4 protein-coding genes are annotated in these 3867 nt (G+C 70.4%); 2 read left to right on the forward strand and 2 right to left on the reverse strand.

Going from position 1 to position 3867, the window contains the following annotated elements:
- Window positions 1-271: 271 nt before the first annotated feature.
- A complete protein-coding gene (locus VFS34_12500) occupies window positions 272-1177 on the forward strand; it encodes a 3-hydroxyacyl-CoA dehydrogenase family protein (protein ID HET9795271.1) in 906 nt (301 codons plus the stop codon).
- A gap of 10 nt (window positions 1178-1187) precedes the next feature.
- On the opposite strand, the gene VFS34_12505 is transcribed toward VFS34_12500, so the two are convergent.
- Window positions 1188-1598: a hypothetical protein gene (locus tag VFS34_12505; protein ID HET9795272.1), complete on the reverse strand. Its 411-nt coding sequence runs from the start codon at window positions 1596-1598 to the stop codon at window positions 1188-1190.
- Between the two features lie 74 nt (window positions 1599-1672).
- Window positions 1673-2512 carry an MqnA/MqnD/SBP family protein gene (locus tag VFS34_12510; GenBank protein HET9795273.1) on the reverse strand — a complete coding sequence of 280 codons (840 nt, stop codon included), beginning with the start codon at window positions 2510-2512 and terminating at the stop codon, window positions 1673-1675.
- A 417-nt stretch (window positions 2513-2929) separates the two neighbouring features.
- Here VFS34_12510 and VFS34_12515 point away from each other — a divergent pair, with 417 nt between their 5' ends.
- Window positions 2930-3496, forward strand: a complete 567-nt coding sequence (locus VFS34_12515) for a PadR family transcriptional regulator (GenBank protein HET9795274.1) — start codon at window positions 2930-2932, stop codon at window positions 3494-3496.
- The last annotated feature ends 371 nt before the right edge of the window (window positions 3497-3867 follow it).

Here is a 3867-nt window from a genome sequence, read left to right on the forward strand (position 1 = left end):
CGAAGAGGTCGCCGGCAAGACGCTCTGGGGAACGGACTGGCCGTCGCCGGGGATCCGCTCCCCGGCCGAGAACGTCGCGGCCTTCCGCGCGCTGCCGTTGTCGGAGGAGGCGAAGAACGCGATCCTCCACGACAACGCCAAGCGGCTGTTCGGCTGAGCGCCCTCGACGGTCCGCTCCTTCGGAGGGACGGCTCCCGCCCCTCCCGCCGGGAGAGGTGAAACTCGCCGATGATCGCCGTCGCGGCACGGCGAAGCTATAATCGCGGCCCTCATGCCGCCGCCCGAACCGCCGCGCGAGATCCGCCGGGTCCTCGTCGTCGGCGCCGGCACGATGGGGCGCGGCATCGCGGCGCTTTGCGCGTCCCGGGGTTTCGAAACCGCGATCCACGATCCGATTCCGGCCGCTCTCGAGTCGGCGCCGGGCGCGATCGCGGCGCTCTTCGAAAAGGCGAAGGCGCGCGGGAAGATGACGGACGGCGACGTCCGGGCGGCCGTCGCCCGGGTCCGGGTCGCGGCGGATCTTTCGGACGCCGCCGGGTCGGCGGATCTCGTCGTCGAGGCGGCGCCGGAATCTCTCGAGATCAAGAGCGCGATCTTCTCGGAGCTCGATCGCCGGGCGCCGGCCGCGATCCTCGGGTCGAACACCTCCTCCCTCTCGATCGGAAAGATCGCCGGGGCGACCGGGCGCCCCGAGCGGGTCGTGGGGATCCATTTCTTCAATCCCCCGCTCGCGATGCCGCTCGTCGAGATCGTCGTCGGGCCCCGGACCGATGCCCGGACCGTCGACGCGGTCCGCGCGTTCGTCGGCGCGCTCGGGAAGGAATCGATCGAGGTCCGGGACTCGCCCGGGTTCGCGACCTCCCGGCTCGGGGTCGCGCTCGGGCTCGAGGCGATCCGGATGGTCGAGGAGGGCGTCGCCTCGGCCGCCGACATCGACCGCGCGATGGAGGCGGGTTACGGCCACGCGATGGGGCCGCTCAAGACGACCGACCTCGTCGGCCTCGACGTACGGCTGGCGATCGCGGAAGCCCTCGCCCGGGAGCTCTCCGACGAGCGCTTCCGTCCGCCGGAGCTCCTTCGCCGGCTCGTCGCCGAAGGAAAGACCGGAAAGAAGGCGGGCGAGGGGTTCTACCGGTGGGAAGGGAACGAAGCGCGCCCCGTGTCGCGCCGCGGCTGAACCGAAGCGCTCAGCTCTTCGGGGAGACCGGCCCCGCCGTCTCGGGCGCCGCGCCGGCCGCGACCGTCCCCGCCAGCACGAATGCCGAGCAGAGGAACGCGATCGCGAAGAAGAGCGTCGAGATCGCGTGATAGCGGCGGAAGAGGAACCCTCCCGGATCGCTCTCCGGATGGAGGCGGATCCGCTCCATCGTCGGAATCACGACCACTCCGATCGCCAGGGCCGACACGAAGCCGAGCGCCGGAACGCGCCGGAGGAGCGCGCCGGCGCCGCTCTTCGCGGGCGCGGCGGCGCGCCCGGTCGTGAAGAAAAGCACGGCGAACGCGATCTCGAGCAGGCGGCAGAGCGAGCGGAGAATGGCGGAAATCAGGGCTCCCGCCGCCGCGCGCTCCGGGACGAGCCGAAGCACGGCGGGGGCCACGGCGGCCGTGAACGCGATCGGGGCGGCGAAGGCGACGGCGAGCGCCGCCAGGTGAACGGCGGCGACCGCGCGCCTCAGGCGGCCTCCCCCGCGAATTCCACCGAGACGCGCGGGACCAGGCCGGCATCGGCGGCCCGCCCGAGGAAGAGCTCGATCGCGCGGCGACCCCGCTCTCCGTACCCCCGGGTCCAGTCGTTCACGTACATCCCGACGAAGCGGTCGGCCCGTTCGCGGTCGAGATCGCGCGCGAACCGCATCGCGTAGTCCAGGGCTTCCCGGCGGTGCGCCAGGCCGTACGCGATCGACTCTCCGAGCACGGCGGACACGGCCTGAACCGTTTCGGGGCCGAGGGCCTTTCGGATGACGTTGCCGCCGAGCGGAAGCGGGAACCCGGTCTCCTCCCGCCACCAGGCGCCGAGGTCGACGACGGCGTGGAGCCCCTCGGCCGCGTAGGTCAGCTGACCCTCGTGGATGATGACGCCGGCCTCGAGCGCGCCGTCGCGGACCCGGGGGAGGATCTCGTCGAACGGCACGACGGCCGTGCGCGTGCCGGGACGCCAGAGCTGGAGGGCGAGCGCGGCGGAGGTCTTCTCCCCCGGAATCGCGACGACGGTCCGCTCCAGGTCCTCGGGGACGAGCGGGCGGCGCGCGACGACGACGGGCCCGTAGCCGTCGCCGAACGACGCGCCGTGCGGAAGGAGGGCGTAGTTCCCGGCGACGTCCGGGTAGGCGTGGAACGAGATCGCGGAGACGTCGAGCTCGCCGCGGCGCGTCCGCTGGTTGAGCGTCTCGATGTCGGAGAGCTCGTGGACGAACTCGAATCCGCGGTCGTCGATCTTCCCCTCGGCGAGCGCGAAGAACATGAACGCGTCGTCGGAATCCGGGGAATGGGCGAGAGAAATTTTCTGCTTCATCGCGGAGTCTCCCGGCGAAAAGATTTTTCGAAAATCAAGAAATATTTCTTGCGTCCGGTGGAAAAAGACTTAAAATGAAATCGCCGAAGGGGACCAGCCCTCCGGCGATTATCAGGAGCGGATGTTCCTACAGAACGACGGTAGTGACAGTTCGCAGGTGTTACGCCCCTTCCCAACCAGGAGGGTCAACATAGCACCCGCGAACCGGTGTGTCAATCGACTACCGGGAGGGAGGTGAAGAGATGGCCACGAAGAAGAAGGCTGCTCCCAAGAAGAAGGCGACTGCCAAGAAGTCCAGCAAGAAGAAGTAATTAACCCAACTGTTTCGGATTCGTACGGGGCCTTCGGGCCCCGCTTTTTTTGTCCTTTTTTTCGGCCGGCCCGAATTCAACTATATCAGGAGTTATATAGTTGATCGTGTCGCTCTCGCACGTTCTCCTCGCGCTTCTCACGGACCGCCCCGCCTCCGGCTACGCCGTCAAGAAGAGGATCGACACCGAGCTCGCGCCGCTCTGGACCGCCGAGCTCTCGCAGATCTACCCGGCTCTCGGCCGGCTCCAGCGGGCGGGCTTTCTCTCCGGCCGGGTCGTCGGTCCGGCGAAGGGGCCGGCGAGCTACCGGTACCGGACGACCGCCTCCGGGCGGCGGGAGCTCGGCCGTTGGCTCGCCGAGCCGGCCGGGATTCCCACGCTGCGCGACGAGACGCTCTCCCGGCTCGCGCTCGGCCGGGCGCTCGGCGGGGGAAGCCCGCAGGCCTTCGCCGTCTACGAGCGAGCGCTCGCCGAGGAGGCGGGCCGGCTCCGCCGCCGCCCCGAGGCGGGACCGCTCGAGCGGATCTCCCGCGAGGCCGCGCTCGCCCGGCTCGACGGCCTGCGCCGCTGGGTGCGGTCGGCGGAGCCGAGGCCCGAAGCCGCGCCGGCGCAGCGGCTGCTGCCCCTGGCCCGCCGGCGCCGCGCGGGACGGACCCCGCGAAAATCGAAATGACCCGCGCCGGGTTGAAGCGGCGGAGCCGCTTAACTCGGCGCCCGGGATTCCCGCCTTCGCGGGAATGACAACCGAGGGGGGCTTCCCAACGGCCGAGTCACGATGCGATCGGGCCCACGACTGATCACCATCAAGATCAAGCCTTCGCTACTTGCCAGGCACGGCGAGGCGCGAGCCCGGCGGGATGCGGGCAGCCCGGCCCGCGGCCAAGGCGTACCGGGGCGTACGTCGCGGCGGCGCGGGCGGGTTGCACGCGCCCGCTCGGCTCGATGCATCGCCGCGCCGTCCGACGCGCCCTGAGCGATCCCTTATTTTTTCTTGAGCTCCAGCAAGACCAGCTTCGCCACCGCCTTCAACGTCTCGAACACGCC

It is taken from the genome of Thermoanaerobaculia bacterium, from assembly GCA_035717485.1.
Lineage (GTDB): Bacteria > Acidobacteriota > Thermoanaerobaculia > UBA5066 > DATFVB01 > DATFVB01.

Excerpts from the sequence above, each read along its gene's own strand:
- VFS34_12500 (HET9795271.1), top strand. The coding sequence starts at position 272 with ATGCCGCCGCCCGAACCGCCGCGCGAGATCCGCCGGGTCCTCGTCGTC.
- VFS34_12510 (HET9795273.1), bottom strand. The coding sequence starts at position 2,512 with ATGAAGCAGAAAATTTCTCTCGCCCATTCCCCGGATTCCGACGACGCG.